At 66.1% G+C, this 15,162-nt stretch carries 14 protein-coding genes; 7 read left to right on the top strand and 7 right to left on the bottom strand.

Annotation, left to right across the window (positions count from 1 at the left end):
• Positions 1–204: 204 nt before the first annotated feature.
• Positions 205–1,185, top strand: a complete 981-nt coding sequence (locus tag A5788_RS16670) for an alpha/beta hydrolase (protein ID WP_231894171.1) — start codon at positions 205–207, stop codon at positions 1,183–1,185.
• A 29-nt stretch (positions 1,186–1,214) separates the two neighbouring features.
• Here A5788_RS16670 and A5788_RS16665 read toward each other — a convergent pair whose 3' ends face one another.
• Complete coding sequence (locus tag A5788_RS16665; protein ID WP_049699344.1) at positions 1,215–1,976, bottom strand: siderophore-interacting protein; 762 nt, start codon at positions 1,974–1,976, stop codon at positions 1,215–1,217.
• A 147-nt stretch (positions 1,977–2,123) separates the two neighbouring features.
• On the opposite strand from A5788_RS16665, the gene A5788_RS16660 reads away from it, so the two are divergent.
• The 4 genes from A5788_RS16660 to A5788_RS16645 are packed head-to-tail and all read left to right on the top strand — an operon-like array spanning position 2,124 to position 6,256.
• Positions 2,124–2,816, top strand: coding sequence for a hypothetical protein (locus A5788_RS16660; RefSeq protein WP_064865001.1), 693 nt, complete (start codon positions 2,124–2,126; stop codon positions 2,814–2,816).
• A complete protein-coding gene (locus A5788_RS16655) occupies positions 2,813–3,613 on the top strand; it encodes a carotenoid biosynthesis protein (RefSeq protein WP_064864998.1) in 801 nt (266 codons plus the stop codon). Before A5788_RS16660 ends, A5788_RS16655 begins: the two co-directional genes overlap by 4 nt.
• Positions 3,597–4,769, top strand: a complete 1,173-nt coding sequence (locus tag A5788_RS16650; protein WP_082937938.1) for a glycosyltransferase family 2 protein — start codon at positions 3,597–3,599, stop codon at positions 4,767–4,769. Before A5788_RS16655 ends, A5788_RS16650 begins: the two co-directional genes overlap by 17 nt.
• On the top strand, positions 4,766–6,256 hold the full coding sequence (locus A5788_RS16645) for a phytoene desaturase family protein (RefSeq protein ID WP_064865045.1): 1,491 nt from the start codon (positions 4,766–4,768) through the stop codon (positions 6,254–6,256). Before A5788_RS16650 ends, A5788_RS16645 begins: the two co-directional genes overlap by 4 nt.
• Before the next feature lie 23 nt (positions 6,257–6,279).
• On the opposite strand, the gene crtI is transcribed toward A5788_RS16645, so the two are convergent.
• Genes crtI through idi form a run of 3 tightly spaced genes read right to left on the bottom strand, consistent with a single transcriptional unit; the run spans position 6,280 to position 9,361 of the window.
• Positions 6,280–7,890 carry a phytoene desaturase family protein gene (gene crtI, locus A5788_RS16640; protein WP_082937937.1) on the bottom strand — a complete coding sequence of 537 codons (1,611 nt, stop codon included), beginning with the start codon at positions 7,888–7,890 and terminating at the stop codon, positions 6,280–6,282.
• The gene (locus A5788_RS16635; protein WP_064864996.1) at positions 7,887–8,801 is read right to left on the bottom strand and encodes a phytoene/squalene synthase family protein; all 915 of its coding nucleotides are present in this window, start codon (positions 8,799–8,801) and stop codon (positions 7,887–7,889) included. The genes crtI and A5788_RS16635 overlap by 4 nt, the downstream gene beginning before the upstream one ends.
• Entirely contained in the window at positions 8,798–9,361 is a 564-nt protein-coding gene (idi, locus tag A5788_RS16630) for an isopentenyl-diphosphate Delta-isomerase (protein ID WP_064864993.1), read from the bottom strand. Before idi ends, A5788_RS16635 begins: the two co-directional genes overlap by 4 nt.
• Before the next feature lie 222 nt (positions 9,362–9,583).
• Between idi and A5788_RS16625 the strand changes: the two genes are divergently transcribed.
• Positions 9,584–10,444 carry an LLM class flavin-dependent oxidoreductase gene (locus A5788_RS16625; protein WP_064864989.1) on the top strand — a complete coding sequence of 287 codons (861 nt, stop codon included), beginning with the start codon at positions 9,584–9,586 and terminating at the stop codon, positions 10,442–10,444.
• A gap of 46 nt (positions 10,445–10,490) precedes the next feature.
• The gene (locus A5788_RS16620) at positions 10,491–11,798 is read left to right on the top strand and encodes a competence/damage-inducible protein A (RefSeq protein ID WP_064864986.1); all 1,308 of its coding nucleotides are present in this window, start codon (positions 10,491–10,493) and stop codon (positions 11,796–11,798) included.
• Between the two features lie 11 nt (positions 11,799–11,809).
• On the opposite strand, the gene A5788_RS16615 is transcribed toward A5788_RS16620, so the two are convergent.
• The 3 genes from A5788_RS16615 to A5788_RS16605 form a co-directional block, all read right to left on the bottom strand.
• Entirely contained in the window at positions 11,810–12,634 is an 825-nt protein-coding gene (locus A5788_RS16615) for an SHOCT domain-containing protein (RefSeq protein WP_064864982.1), read from the bottom strand.
• 224 nt (positions 12,635–12,858) lie between these two features.
• The gene (locus tag A5788_RS16610) at positions 12,859–13,923 is read right to left on the bottom strand and encodes an NAD(P)H-dependent flavin oxidoreductase (protein WP_064866689.1); all 1,065 of its coding nucleotides are present in this window, start codon (positions 13,921–13,923) and stop codon (positions 12,859–12,861) included.
• 114 nt (positions 13,924–14,037) lie between these two features.
• Positions 14,038–15,144 carry an ABC transporter permease gene (locus A5788_RS16605; protein WP_064866691.1) on the bottom strand — a complete coding sequence of 369 codons (1,107 nt, stop codon included), beginning with the start codon at positions 15,142–15,144 and terminating at the stop codon, positions 14,038–14,040.
• Between the last annotated feature and the right edge of the window lie 18 nt (positions 15,145–15,162).

Genomic DNA, 15,162 nt, shown 5'->3' with positions numbered 1-15,162 from the left:
TCCACTGCACCCGCGCCCAGCGGGCCAACAACCAGCAATTCCACTGCTGAGCAGTGCCCGGCTAACTTCGAAGAGCCGCCAAACTCGTATTACCAATTGATAACGACACGCTGTAGGCTCAATCGCGATTCCTGAATCGACTGTCACCGATCGGACGATCGGATGACTCTCGAATTCACGTTCTTCTAGTGGAAGTGATTGCTCGTGTCCCACACACGTCGTCGGGTTTTGCCCGGTGCAGTCTTGATGGTGGCGCTGGCCCTCGTGGTCGGCTTGATCTCTGGCGCAGGCAGCGCACGTGCGTGGGGTCCGCCCGCCAAGCAGATCAAGGGCTTCATCAACGAGCAGATCTACAACTACGGCATGGACCACCCGGTCTCTGTCCGCGCATGGCCGTCGCAAACCACCAACCCGCGCAATGCGCCGACGGTGATCTTCCTCGACGGCCTGCGCGCCACCAATGACTTCAACGGCTGGGAGCGGGAGACCAACGTCGCCTACCTGGCACTGCGTGGCTACAACGTAGTCATGCCGATCGGTGGCCAGTCGTCGTTCTATGCCGATTGGCAGCGAGCATCGGCCAGCGCGGGCCAGCGCAATCCGTACCGCTGGGAGAGCGTGCTCAAGGGCAGCCTTCCGCGGTTCCTCGACAACCACGGCTTCCGTAACCGCACGCTCGTCGGCCTCTCGATGTCGGCGAGTCAGGCCGTGATCATCGGCAACGAACGGCGTGATCTCTACCAGCGTGTGGTCTCGATGTCGGGCTTCATGAACCTCGTCGCGACCGGCATGCAGACCATGCTGCGCGCGGCGGCCTGGGATGCCGGCCACTACAACCTCAACGACATGTGGGGCTGGTTCCCCAACGGCCAAGCCTTCCAGCATTCGCCGACGGAAAACCTTCCGGCGATGAACGGTCTGCACCTGTGGATGTACGCGGGCACCGGCGTGTGGGGCGATCACCAGCCTCCCGGCGCCAACAACACCGACTTCTACATCACCGGATTCAACTCGACGGCGATCGAGGCGGTCTCCGGTGAGCAGAGCCGCACCTTCGCGCTCGCAGCACCGCTGTTCGGCGTGAACCTGCGCACCGACTTCCCGATCACCGGAACCCACGCGTGGGGTTACTGGCAGCAGGCGATCTGGAACATCTACAACAACGGTTGGTTCCGCAACGGATAAGCGGTGCGCTACCGGCGCCCCCGGATCGGTCAGGACGGATCGATACCGGTGCGCCAGTACGCCTGAGCTTTGACCGCCTTCTTGTCGAGCTTGTAGTCGGTCTTGAACACGCCCGCGATCGCGCGTGTCGCGGTCATGTCCAGCGCCACCCACGCGAAGTGGTCCGACGCGTCGAACGCCGCTGCCCGCACCTGCTCGACGATCGCGCTGCCGTCTGACCCGCGGTCGACGTAGCTCAGCGTGTCGTGCTCACGCACCGCGATCGGCAGTTCCTTGTCGTCGCCGTGGGAGACCTCGAACCAGATCGTCGCGGGAACAGTCGGCGTCGACGCAGTCAGGGCTTCCAGGAGTGAGTTGATCGCCGGTAGCGCTGCGGGATCACCCGCGATGAGCCACCCCTTAGGCGCGGGTTCGGGAAGCGCGAACTTCGATCCCATGAACGTCGCGCTGATCACGTCTCCCGGCTGTGCCGAGAGCGCCCAGCGAGGCGCAGCGCCGTCGTGGATCGCGAACTCGATCGAGAAGGTGTCGGATGCGGGGTCGGGATCGACGAGGGTGTATCCGCGCTGGTGGATCTTGCCGTGCTTGTTCACGAACCACATACGAATCCACATGGTCGGATGCACCGGGCGATCCTTGAGCAGTCCCCCGCCGACGAAATCGACGCGGACATAGTGATCGGTGATCTGCCGCATACCGGTCACGGTGAGTTCGTAGTCGTCGGCCCCCATGAGCTTGAGGACCGCGCCCTGCCAGCCACGCGACTTATTCTTCGTGGGTGATTCGACCATTTCTCGACCTTCCGTCCGCGCATCGCCGCCTGTTTGTGAGGGTAGCCTACCTTTTCTCGGTGTCGTGACCGCTCTCCGTCTCACCCATCCCGACCGATGGCCACTCCGAAGAACGTGTGTGAGTTTCCAGCCAGGCAAGGGTGCGCAATGAGCGGACAGGTCGTTGAGCTGCGAATTTGGGAAACTCCGCGGGTGAGCCGAGCAGTGAGCCGCGTGGCGATCAGCCGGCTGCAACTGCGGCGCATATCCGGTCTACGGTTCGCCAAGCTTCTCGGGACCGGTTCGGGAGAGACTTTCACCATGCGCGACGCCGACCCACATCACTGGGCACTGCTCACGGTCTGGGAAGACGGTCATGCGGCAGATGCGGGAGCGGCGTCGACGGCGATCGGTGACTGGTCGGATGTGAGCACGAACGAGTTGAGGGTTCGCATGATGCCCCTCGCCACCAAGGGTCGTTGGTCGCGTCGAGAACCGTTCACGGTCGACGATCCGTCCCGCAAACGCGAGTGGGACGGCCCGGTCGCCGCCATCACCCGCGCCCGACTCCGACCGACCCGCGCCCTTTCGTTCTGGCGCGCGGTTCCGCCCGTCGTCGCCGACCTCACCGGTAGCGATGGACTGCGCCTCGCCGTCGGAATCGGAGAGTCGCCCATCGGATTGCAGGGCACCTTCTCGCTGTGGGAGAACGCCGCCGCCCTCACCGACTTCGCCTATCGGTCCCCCGCCCACGCGAATGCGATCCGCGAGACCCGGCCACAACGCTGGTACGCGGAGGATCTGTTCGCACGCTTGGCCGTGCTCGATGTCGAGGGCAGCTACACAGGAGTCCGCCCGTGACATCGCGACTGGCGTTGCTGCTCCTGGCGGCCACCATCCTTGTGCAGATCTGCTTTCCGCTGACGTCCGGCGGTACCCCTGCCCTGACCACTGCGGCGGTGCTCCTGTTCGCCTCGGCAATGCTTGTCGACGCCGCGACGACTCGGGGCCTGGGTGCCGCGGCGGTACTGCTCGTCGTCGCGGGCGGTGGCGGACTGCTCGCGGAGGCGATCGGTGTTCACACAGGATTTCCGTTCGGCGAGTACGACTACACCGGAACACTCGGGCTGGAGATCGCGGGCGTACCGATCCTGGTTCCGCTGGCCTGGATCATGATGGCGTGGCCCGCGTGGAACGTCGCCCGACGACTCGTCGGCAGACACGGACACATCGCGACGGTTGCCGTGGGCGCGTGGGCACTGACAGCATGGGACGTCTTCCTCGACCCACAGATGGTCGACGCCGGGCACTGGTACTGGCTCCACACGACTCCGAATCTTCCAGGGGTTGAGGGCATTCCGCTGACCAACTTCGGAGGGTGGCTCCTCGTGTCGGTGTTGATGATGACCGTGCTCGAAGCCACCGTCGGGCGCACCGATAGCGTGCCCACGCTGCACACCGATGCCGTGCCCGTCGCCGCATACCTGTGGACCTACTTCTCGTCGGTGCTCGCCCACGCGGTGTTCTTCGGTCGAGCGCCGGTTGCGTTGACCGGGGCGCTGGTGATGGGGGTGATCGCGGTGCCGCTTGCGGTCTTGGTGGTACGGGAGATCCGCACGGCCCGACGGTCGGGAGGTCACCGTGTCCACGCGGCGTGACCATCGGCTCGCGCATCGGCTGTGGCGCAATCTCATCCGCGTCGGTGCGGTCGGCGCACTTGGTGGTCTGGCCCTGACCGTCGACAACGCACGCCGCATCCGCGTTCCCGACGCCACGCTGCCGTGCGAGCCCGAGCCGCTGTGGGTGCTACTTCCCGTCCGCGACGAAGCCGCTGACGTGACGGACTGCGTTCGTTCCCTGCAGAGCGCCGCCGCGCGCTGGCCCGGCCCGTCGCGGATCGTCGTACTCGACGACGAATCGACCGATGCGACACCGGATTTGCTCGCCCAGTTGAGCGCTGACGACGACGGCCTGGTCGTGCTGCGAGGCGAACCACGCCCCGACGGATGGCTCGGAAAACCCTGGGCCTGTGCCCAATTGACCGCGTTCGCCGCCGCCGATACGGATCCGGACCGAGCTCCCGGTGGAGTCCTCGTCTTCGTCGACGCAGACGTCCGCCTGGCCGCCGACGCGCTCGTGGCGACCGTCGCCACGATGCGCGCCGCCCACCTCGATCTGTTCTGCCCCTATCCCCTGCAGGAAACCAACGGTGCCGCAGAGCGATTGGTGCAACCGCTGCTGCAGTGGTCGTGGATGAGCACTCTGCCGCTTGGACTCGCGGAACGGTCGCCGAGACCGAGCCTGTCGGCGGCGAACGGACAATTCCTCGCCGTCGACAAGAACGTGTATGAACGTGCGGGCGGTCATAGGGCCGTCCGTGCCGACGTTCTCGAAGACATCGGACTTCTCCGTGCCGTCAAGAACGCTGGCGGGCGCGGCGTGGTCGGCGAGGGCAGTGCTGTGGCGAATTGCCGGATGTACGACGGCTGGGAGCAGGTACGTGCCGGCTATCGAAAGTCGTTGTGGGCGGCCTTCGGTTCACCCTCGGGCGCCGTCGCGGTGATGACGTTCTTGATCGTCTCCTACGTCGCGCCGGCCGCAGCGGCCCTCGGAGGCTCGCGGATAGGTCTCGTCGGCTACCTCGCGGGCGTCGCATCGAGAGTCGTGACGGCTCGACGCACCGGCGGCCACGCGTGGCCCGACGCCCTGCTCCATCCGGTGTCGGTGGTGTCGCTGGCGACTCTCACCGCAGATTCGATCGTCGGACATCGACGAGGTGCGCTGCGGTGGAAGGGCCGCCCGGTGCACGCATGAGCGCGATCATCGTCGTCGGAGCAGGTGTCGGAGGACTCGCCGCTGCCGTCCGGCTTTCCGCGCTCGGACATGAGGTCACCGTCCTCGAACAGGCGCGTGAGATCGGCGGCAAGCTCGGCGTGATCTCGCACGACGGGTTCGTCTTCGACACCGGTCCGTCGTTGGTGACGTTGCCGCACATTCTGGAAGAGCTGTTCGCAGATACCGGTGCACCACTGTCGGATTCGCTGACCCTGCAACGACTCGAGACAGCCGCACGCTACCGCTTTCCCGACGGGACAACCTTCGACATGCCGGGCGAGGTGTCGGAGATTCCGGCCGCACTCGACGCCGCTCTCGGTGCAGGTACCGGCCACCAGTGGGCATCGTTCCTTGCGCGTGCAGAACGCATCTGGGACGCGACGCACCGCCCGTTCCTGGAATCACCGATCACCCTGCGCAACATGGCCTCCGGCGCTCTCGATGTGCGCGATCTCGCCACCGTCGCACCGTGGCGTACGCTGCGCGGGTTGGGCAATCAGTATCTGCGCGATCCCCGTCTGCGGATGCTCCTCGACCGCTACGCCACCTACACCGGGTCCGATCCCCGGCGCGCACCCGCGGCGCTCGCGAGTGTCCCCTATGCCGAACAGCGTTGGGGATCGTGGTACGTGCGTGGGGGACTCGGCTCGATCGCGACGGCACTCGCCGATAGGTTGACCGCGCTCGGCGGGAGCATCGAGCTGGGCGTCGAGGTGTCTGCGCTGACCACCGATGCTCGTGGACGCGTCGACGGTGTACGCACTGCCGATGGCAGCGTGCGTGGTGCCGATCTCGTCGTCGCCAATGCCGATGCCGCACAGGTGTATCCGGCACTGGTGGCAACTCGTCAGGCACGGCGCGCCGCACGACGACTGGGCAAGACCACGCCGTCGTTCTCCGGTTTCGTACTCTTGCTCGCGCTCGATGATCCGCCGACCGATCAGCCCCATCATCACGTCCTGTTCACCGACGACTACGACGACGAGTTCGACTCGGTCTTCGGACGCGGCGGTCGCGCTCGTCCGGTCGCGAATCCGACGATCTACATCGCTGCGGCCGACGATCCGGCGGTCAGCCCCGGACCCGGCACCGCCTCCTGGTTCGTGCTGGTCAACGCTCCCCGCCACGATCCGGCGGGCGGAACCGACTGGGACAGCGGCGGATTGGCCGACTCCTACGCCGACCACATCCTCGATCTGATGGCGCACCGCGGGGTCGATGTTCGAGACCGAGTGCGCCACCGCATCGTCGTCAGTCCCGCCGATCTCGAACGCCGGACGCTCACGCCCGGCGGATCGATCTACGGATCATCGTCGAACGGTACGCGCGCGGCATTCCTGCGGCCCGCCAACGCATCTGGTGTACCGGGCCTCTACCTGGTCGGAGGGTCGGCCCACCCGGGCGGGGGTCTTCCGCTGGTAATGCTCTCGGCGAACATCGTCACGGGACTGATCGGACCGGCATGAATCCCCGGGCAAGGATCGCTGCGTCAGCCCTGCGATGGCCCGGGTGAATGATCGCCGCGCAGGCGCTTGCGGATCAGTTCTGCGCTGATCAGACACATCGGCAGCCCGATACCGGGGCGCGTCGTGCCGCCCGCGTAGTAGAGCCCGCCCACTTTCGCGGATCGGTTGTTCGCGCGCAGAAATGCGCTCTGCCACAACGTGTGTGCCGGCCCGAGCGCGCCGCCCGACCACGAGTTGAGATCTGCCTCGAAGTCGCCTGGCCCAGTCGTACGTCGGACGACGATCCGCTCGGCGAGATCGTCCACCCCGGTCCACGAGGCGACGAGGTCGATGGCACGATCAGCGATCTGCTCGATGACCGGGTCGCCCGCGCCGTCCACACCGCCACGTCCCAGGCCGGGGTCGGCAGGTACCGGAATCAACATGAACAGATTCTCGTTACCATCGGGAGCAACGGAGTCATCGGTCGCCGACGGTCGGCACACGTACAACGACGCGGGATCTGGCACAGCCGTTGGTGTTTCGAAGATATCGTCGAAGTTGGCCGTCCAGTCGGCGGTGAAGAAGAGCGAATGATGTTGTAGCTGCGGCAGTTCGCCACGCACACCGAGGAAGACGAGCACCGCACCCGGCCCGGACGTGCGCCTGTTCCACCACCGTTGCGGAAAGGTCTGGAGCGCGCGAGGTAGCAGCCGAGTCTCGATGTGGTGGAGGTCGGCGGCACCGATCACCACGTCGGCGTCGACGATCCGCTCGTCGCCGTCGGCGTCGCTTACGCGCAGACCCGACACGTCGGCCCGGCGTCGGGATACCGAGCGCAGCTTTCCCGCGTGTTCGGTTGGGCGCGTGCGGATCTCCGACACTGCGGTGCCCGTGTGCAGCCGCGCACCCTTTTGTTGCGCCAGCGCGGCGAGCGACTCGACGAGTCGGGTGAACCCTCCGTCGGGGTAACGCACCCCCTCGTCGAGGTCGAGCCAGCTCATCAGGTGGTACATGGCGGGCGCGCGCTCGGGAGACGAGGCGAGGAATACCGCGGGATAGCCGAGGATCTGTCGCAGTCTGCGGTCGGTGAAGCGTTTCGCGATGAACGTGTCCAGGCTGGTGCCCAGCAACTGCACGAGCGTTTTCGCGTGGCGCAGCACCTCCGGGTCGACGAACGCCCGGGGTGTGTCGAAGTTGGTGTAGAGGAATCGGCGGACAGCGATGTCGTAGGCGTGTCGCGCCGACGCAAGGTACTCCGACAGCTGTTGTCCTGCACCGTCTTCGAGCTTCTCGAACAGTTCGACGGAGCGTCGTTCATCGCTGTGGACGTCCACCGGATCGGTGTGGCCCTCGAAGAACACCCGGTAGCCGGGGTCGAGTCTGATCAGATCGAGTTGCTCTGCGGTCGATGTGCCGAGTAACTCGTAGAAGTGGTCGAAGACCTCAGGCATCAGCCACCACGACGGTCCTGTGTCGAACCGGAAGCCGTCGGATTCCCACGACCCCGCGCGCCCACCGAGATCGGCGCGCTGTTCGTAGAGATCGACCTCGTATCCGTCGTCGGCGAGCAGCGCTGCCGTCGCGAGTCCTGCAACGCCGCCGCCGATGATCGCCACGCGCTTCCCCTGGGGTTTAACACGCACTGCTTTCACGCGCCCACCACCACGGTCGTCGTCGTGCGGGGGTGGCCCCGCCGCAGCAAAGCAGTCGCCGCGATACGTGTCTTGGTGGCGGTGGGAACCCGAACACGCTGGCGCGCAGCCATACTCGCCGGTGTCGCGCGCAGTCTGGCGTTGAGTTCCGCGAAGAGATCATGGGCGACACACACCGCTACTCGACTTCCGCGGGGAAGTCGGGGGATGGTGTCAGCGGCGATGGTGAGGTCGGCGTCGATCTCGTCGAGCCAGCGCGTCCACGCGGCGTCGGTGGGGTCGGCAGGGTCGAGACCGATCAGGTATCGACGCCCCAGATCGCCACTGTCCGTGCCGAAGTCGCGCAAGAAGTTCACCTTCTGGAAGGCTGCACCCAGATGCTTTGCACCGGTGTACAACTCGTCATAACGCTGGTCCGGCGCGGCTTCGTCGGCGACGAATGCGCGCAGGCACATCAACCCGACGACCTCCGCCGAACCGTAGATGTACTCGGTGAGGCTGGCTTCGTCGTGGACGGTGCGGGTCAGGTCGGTCCGCATGGATGCGAAGAACGGTGCGGTGAGAGAGGTGTCGATGCCGACATGTCGCGCCGAACGCGCAAACGCATGGACGACGAGATTGGTGCTCGATCCCCGTTCCATCGCCGCGTTCGTCTCGGCTTCCAGCTCGTCGAGCGCCACCTGCCGTTCGTCGACGCCCTGTCCTGGTCGCGGAGAGTCGACGATCTCGTCTGCCACACGGACCAGCGCGTAGATGTTGCGGACGTGCGATCGCGCCGGTTCGGCGAGCAGCCTCGACGCAAGACCGAACGACGACGAGTACGAGCTGATGACCAACGCCGCGCTGGCGTCGGCGACCTCGTCGTATCTGGCGTGCGGTCGCACCAGATCGACACGCGTGCGTCTGCTCATCGGGCATCCCGAAGGTCTGACGCGCTGCGTCCGTAAGCACCGACCGCCGGACCCAGTTCGGCGATCTGGTCGACGAACCACGGGCTGAGCATCCACGGCGTGCGTCGTGCGATCTCCCAGATGTCGTCGATCGACGCCCAGGTGTATTGCATGACCTCGTCGGGGTTGGGCGCCACTTCGCCGACCGGTCGCGCCGCGTAGACCGGGCACACCTCGTTTTCGACGACGCCGCTGGCGTCGACCGCCCGGTATCGGAAGTCGGGGATGACCGGCCGCAGATCAGCGACGTCCATTCCGAGTTCGCGCTGTGAATAGCGCGCTATCGCGTCCTCGACGCTCTCGCCCGGGCGGGGATGTCCACAGAATGAGTTGGTCCACACGCCTGGCCAGGTCTTCTTCTCCAGAGCACGGCGTGTCATGAGAATGCGCCCGTCCGCGTCGACGAGGTGACACGAGAATGCGAAGTGCAACGGGGTGTCGGTGCCGTGCACGGTGAGTCGATTCGCGGTGCCACGCGGGTGGCCGTTGTCGTCGACGAGCACCACCAGGTCGTCGTTCATCGATGCTCGCAGTTCATCGATCCTCGCAGTTCATCGATCCCCACACCTCTCAATTGTCCGTTGCGGAAGCGATTCGTGCTTCGCGGGGGCTTACGGGCGTGCTCAACAGCGTCTGAACTCACGTCGGGCGAGCTCGGAAGTGTTTCGACGCCGCGCCATTTCTGGATGGGAACTCGCGTCTGGACGGGAATTGCTGTCGGGGTCGAGCACTAGGCTGACTGCGTGCGCTTTGGAATCTGCATTCTCCCTGATCTGGACTGGCGGCGCTCCCGCCCGCTGTGGCAACGGGCCGAGCAGATGGGCTTCGACCACGCCTGGACCTACGACCACCTCGTCTGGGGTGGTCTGCCCGATTCCCGCTGGTTCTCCTGCATGCCGATACTGACCGCGGCGTCGACCGTCACCAGCACCATCGGCCTCGGGGCATTCGTCGTCTCCCCCAACTTCCGACATCCGGTCGCCTTCTCCCGCGAGGTACAGACCCTCGTCGACATCTCCGATGGCCGATTCCTACTCGGACTCGGCGCCGGCGGAACCCCCGACGACCGGCTACTCGGTCAGCCGGAGCTCACCGCACGTCAGAAGGTGGATCGCCTGCAGGAATTCTCCCGACTGCTCGACCGCACACTGCGAGACGATCACGTCGACGCCGACGGCGAGTACTACACCGCGCGCGACATGCGGCTTGTCGGCGGATCGGTGCGAGACCGGGTCCCGCTACTGATGTCGGGCAACGGACCGCGATCGGTTCGATTCGCCGCGAGCTTCGGCGACGGTTGGATCACCACCGGTAACACCACAGCCGCCACAACCGAGGAGTGGTTCGCGGGCATCGCCCGCAATTGCGAGATCGTCGACGCCGAGCTCGCGAATCGACCAGACGGCTCCGGCTTCGCCCGGTACCTCAGCATCGATTCCGGACCCGCGCAGTCGATGGAGAGTATCGGGATGTTCGACGAGCTGACCGGCCGCGCGGCCGAGCTGGGTTTCACCGACGTCATCATGCATTGGCCACGAAGCACCCCACCGCACGTCGCCAGCGATGCGGTGCTCGACGAGGTCGCCGCATCGAGACTCTCCTGACCTGCATGGATGCCTCGGCCGTCGCCTCAGCGATAGGCTTTTGCCCGTGACGGTACGCGCGGGCATCGTGGTGACTGGGACCGAAGTCCTGACCGGACGAATCACCGACAAGAACGGCCCGTGGGTCGCCGAGCGGCTGTTCGCGATGGGCGTCGACGTCGCTCACATCACCATCTGCGGCGATCGACCGGAAGACCTCACCGCCCAGCTACGGTTCCTTGCCGACGAGGGCGTGTCCTTGATCGTGACAACGGGCGGACTCGGACCCACCGCCGACGACCTCACCGTGGCCACCGTCGCCGAGTTCACCGGCCGACCACTGCAACTCGACGAACCGCTCCGCGACCACATTGCCGACATCATCCGACGCTGGCAGGGCCGCGGCGGTAGTGAGTCCGCCAGCGCGGCAACCCTGGCCGGCATCGACAAACAGGCCATGATTCCGCAAGGCGCACAACCCATTCCACCGACAGGCACCGCACCGGGAGTTGCCGTGCCCGCCGGTGAGGACCCGCGCGCCCGCGGTCGGCTACCTGCTGTCCTCGTGCTCCCCGGACCGCCACCCGAGTTGCAGGCCATGTGGCCCAACGCCATCACGGCACCGCCGATCGTCGACGCTGTCGCCGGTCACCCCGACATGCGCCAGGACACGATCCGCATGTTCGGGCTGCCCGAGGCCGACCTGGCCGAGGGGCTGCGCGCAGCACCCGACCGCGTCCCGGGTTTCGATCAGCTCGAGATCACCACATGCCTACGACGCGGCGAACTCGAAATCGTCACGCGCTACCCGACTTCCGCCGCCGAGGATTACACCGCCCTGGCCGACTTTCTGACCGAGCTGTATCCCACTCAGACCTTCTCCACCGACGGCTCGACCATCGACGACCAGGTCGCCGCACTGCTGGCCGGGCGACTGATCGCCACAGCGGAATCATGCACGGGCGGGATGGTTGCCGCACGACTCACCGATCGAGCGGGATCGTCGGCCTACGTGCAGGGCGGCGTCGTCTCGTACTCGAACGACGTGAAGATCAACAGCCTCGGCGTACCGGCGTCGATGCTCGACGAGTTCGGTGCTGTGAGCGAACCGGTTGCGGCAGCGATGGCCGAGGGCGCCATGGCTCGCCTGGGCGTCGACACCGCGATCTCCACCACCGGCATCGCGGGCCCCGGCGGCGAGACTCCCGGAAAGCCGGTCGGCACAGTCTGTTTCGGTATCGGCGTCGCGGGCAGGCCCACACTCACCCGGACACTGCACCTCCCGGGCAACCGGGCAGCCGTGCGCGAACGCTCGACGACGATCGCGTTCCATCTCCTCGCCGGCGCGCTGCGCGCGGCTGGGGCGTCGTCGTAAGCGATTCGGGCTCAGAGCCTGCCGAGCAGTTCCGCCTTCTTCGCGGAGAACTCATCGTCGGAGAGAATTCCGCGCTGGTGCAGACCGGCGAGCTGCTCGATGGCCGCGATAATCGCGTCCGATCCCGCGGGCGCGGGCGATGTCGCGGAGCTGTCCGGTGCCGGGGCGTACTGCTGCGGCGCGTCGAACTGCTGCGGCGCGGCGTCGAACTGTTCGGGTGCCGCGTGGCGTGGTTCCGGGGCGGCAGTTGGTGTCGCGGCGACGTCGTTGACGCCGAGTTCTCGCAGGCTCGTGGTGTCGAAGGTGCCGAACTGGCTTGTGAAGCTGACCGTCCCGGGCGGTCCGCTCTGCTGCTGTTGCACGCCGCCGATCTGGTGCTCGCCGGTGTCGAAGACTCGGACCACGCCGTTCACCTGCGTCGCGAGGCGTCGAGTCGCAGGGAACACCGCATACCGCGAGTCGTTCTGACCTCCTGACGAGCTGGGTACTCCCAGGTCAGCGGGCCACCAGGTGTTGGGGGCGGCGTATCCGAACGGCGTGCTGGTCGTCGCTGCCGGCGGGAACACCTGGGTGGTGTTGAGCAGTTGGGAGAGCTCGTTGCAGAGTCCGTCGACGCGGGCTTTGAGGCCGTTGTTGAACATGTCGCCGACCATCGTCATGCCGCCGCGCATCCACTGCCCGGAGCCGCCGAGCTCGGGGATGTTGAACTGGGCCATCGTGCCCCCGCCCGAGTTGACCGCGTAGAGCATGGCCACGACGGCGTCCTGCGAGAGACCGTAGCGCGCGGAGATATCGGAGATGACCTGCTGTGCCTCAGCAGTGACGCCTGGCTCCATTGTGTGCTCTTTCGTCAGCGGAATGTCGCCTACAGCGTAGTGGCCCGCGCCCGCCGGGGTCGGGGCGGAGTGGCCCGCCCGCCGCAGAAACTAGGGGAAGGGTTCTTTCCTCGGGTTTCACACCCTTCCCCGCGAAGCAACTCGAGGAAACGTACAGAACCCGCGGAAAGAACCCTTCCCCTACTTTCTGCCCAGCCGCGCACCCGCGCAGAAGCCCGAGCCGCTCAGCGCCCCGACCCGCGCGCGGCGGCAGTCTGCGACCAGACGCGCGCGATGATCTCGGCGGCGGGGCCGAAGTCGCTCTCGCGGAACGATGTCCCGGCCCACAGGTTGAGGAACTCCGGATCGCCGGCGAGAGCTGCGGCAGAGCGGAGTGGACTCGTCAGATGGTGCAGCTGTGGGTACTCGGCGGGGGCGAGTGGCGAGTAGCGATCGGTGAACTCGTTGCGCAGCGCACGCGCCGGTCGGCCGGAGAACGCTCGGGTCACCACGGTTTCGGTGAACCGCGAATTTCGCAGGGCTGCACGATGCGTCGGCTTGGTGCCGGCCTCCGCACTGTCGAGGAACGCTGTCCCCAACTGCACTGCGACGGCGCCTGCGGCCAGTGCGGCGTCGACGTGCGCGCCGGTTGCGATCCCACCGGCGGCGATGATCGGGATGTCGACGAGTTCGGCGACCTCACGCACCAACTCGACAGTGGACGTCTGCGAAGGTTCCGCCGTCGCAGACAGTGTTGCACGGTGCCCACCGGCTTCGACGCCCTGCACGCAGAGCGCATCAACCCCTTGCGCCGCAGCAGCTTTCGCGTCGATCGGATCGGCCACGGTGGCAACGGCAGCGATTCCGGCGCCGTGCAGACGGTCGACGACGCTCTCGCCCGGCAGCCCAAACGTGAACGACACCATGGGAACTCGTCGATCGATCACCAGATCGACCTTGTCCGCATACGCATCGTCATCGGATTCGACGACCCGCCCGACGTCGACGTTGTACCTTCGCCCGACGGGCTCCAACTCCTCTCGGTAGCGGAGAACCGCACCCAGATCGCGAGCCGGTCCGCCCGGGACGAAGAGGTTCACGCCGTACGAACCCACACCCGACGCGGCAACCTCATCGATCTCGCCGGCAAGGGCGTTGACCGACTTGTAGCCGCCAGCCAATAAACCGATGGCCTCCGCTTGTGCAGCCGCGATCACCAGCGCAGGCGTCGACGGACCGCCGGCCATAGGTGCGACGACGATCGGCACACGCAGGCTCATCAGGTCGAATACCTCTGCGCTGTGAGGCATCTGCAGCTCCCGTCGTACGAGTTGTGGCGGTTGATCCGACCACTGCCACCGTCGCGGCTACTCACCGCAGCCTCGTCTGGGAGCTACTCGCTGAACATGAACTGCGCCCCTGGGTCACGAGGACGCGGACTCACCAGCCTCACGGCGATGCTCGTGATCACCATCATGATGGTGGTGCTCGTGCGTGATCGGGTACAGGACGTCGACGTCGACGGCGGATGTGCGAGAGCTTCTGTTACCCAAGATGTTCCAGACCAGGACCGTCACCGTGCCCAGACCGGCGTAGAGCCCGAGGCAGATCAGCGCAGTCCCCGACCCCGCTTCAGGGAAGTAGAGCGAGTTGCGAATCAGTTGCGCACCGCCGCCGGTGGGTAGCCACTCGCCGAGCCACGCCCAGAAGGCCGGCATGAAGTTCCACGGGATCGACGCACCCGAAAGCGTCGCGCCGATAAGGAAGTAGAAGCCACCTGCCAACGATCCGATCGGCCCGAACAGCGTCACCAGGCCGGCGGTCGATCCCGCGATGGCCAGCGAGATCAGGGTGTACGTGCCGAAGAGCCGCCACTGGTCCGCAGAGCTGCCGACACCGTAGAACCAGGAGAACAGGAGCACGATCCCCGCCGACACCGCGGCATAGGCGATCAGCGCCGCCACGTGGCCGAACCCGCGTCGTAGCGACTGCGGCACTCGCGGCATCAGCCGCCCGAGGCCCAGTGATGCGATACTTCCACCGAGCGAGATCACCTGCAGGATATAGCCGATCGACGCACCGTTGATGTCGTCTTCGGAGAGTTTGACGACGTCGACCGCCAGCGTTTGCGGGAGATTGTTGCTCACATTGGCTTCTGAGGCAACGGTTTTCAATGCAGTTGCGGGTAACGCGCCGCCGGCACTCGCCACCACCGGAACGATGCCCTGCTGCGTCACCTCGAGGCCGCCGTCGACCTCCCGATCGACGATCGCCGCCCGCAACGAGTCCATGGAGGCATAGGTTCGAGCATCGAACTTGCCGTCGGCTTCGACTGCGGCAGTGAGCTTTTGCACCTGCTGCTCCGGGCCGACGATCCCGATGGGTGCGTTTCGCGGCGACGGAGAATGTCCGACGCCGAGATAGAAGGCACCCAGCCCGAGCTGGGTGAGCGCACCGAGGACAACGACGGCGAGCAGCAAGCGCCGGTACTTTGCGCCGAATGACAACGGCTCGGCTTCAGTTTGGAGCATGGTCAACTACCTCAAGGT

The organism is Gordonia sp. 852002-50816_SCH5313054-c, assembly GCF_001665925.1.
In the GTDB taxonomy this organism is placed as follows: domain Bacteria; phylum Actinomycetota; class Actinomycetes; order Mycobacteriales; family Mycobacteriaceae; genus Gordonia; species Gordonia jacobaea.
This window is presented reverse-complemented; position numbering and strand designations above follow the sequence as displayed.